The following is a 546-nucleotide window of genomic DNA, read 5'->3' on the forward strand; positions in this document are numbered from 1 at the left end:
CAGCGGCTACCCCACCCGCTCTCTGTCCGAGCTGGGCCTGGAAAACAAATACCAGGGCTTTTACGCCACCAAAATGGCGCTGTGGAGCTATCTCATCAGCGACTGGGATTGAAGCAGGGTTGTTTTTCGAACTGTAAAGTCGAAAAACAACCCTTTTCTTTTTCTCTAACTACTGATATAACTTAGTTTTTAAGTTTGCCGAAAAGGAATGGCCTATGAAAAAAGGATAAAATCCACCCAAAAATATACGTAATGGTTCCGGATTTAGACACAGGATTTTCATATATCTTGTGTCTTTTTCTTTCCATAAAGCTCCTCAAAACGGGTAGGAGTTTTATATGCCAGGGTTTGATGAGGCCTTACTTCATTATAAAAGCGCATGTACTCATCCACACTCTTTTGAAAATCAGCCAGAGAGGAATACTCCCGGCGGTACACTTCTTCTTTCTTGAACGTTGCAAAAAAGGTTTCGGCCACAGCGTTATCTCGAGGAGTGCCCGGTTTTGAAAAAGACTGCTTAACATCACATTTTCTTAACAAAGCGCA

The 546-nt window shown here is 42.5% G+C and carries 1 protein-coding gene; it reads right to left on the reverse strand.

Translation table 11 applies throughout. The features are described from left to right. Positions 1–279: 279 nt before the first annotated feature. Positions 280–546: integrase core domain-containing protein (locus B5F88_RS20065; protein ID WP_140402251.1), on the reverse strand; the 267-nt coding region annotated here is incomplete at its 5' end.

This window comes from Flavonifractor sp. An306 (assembly GCF_002159455.1).
In the GTDB taxonomy this organism is placed as follows: Bacteria; Bacillota; Clostridia; order Oscillospirales; family Oscillospiraceae; genus Flavonifractor.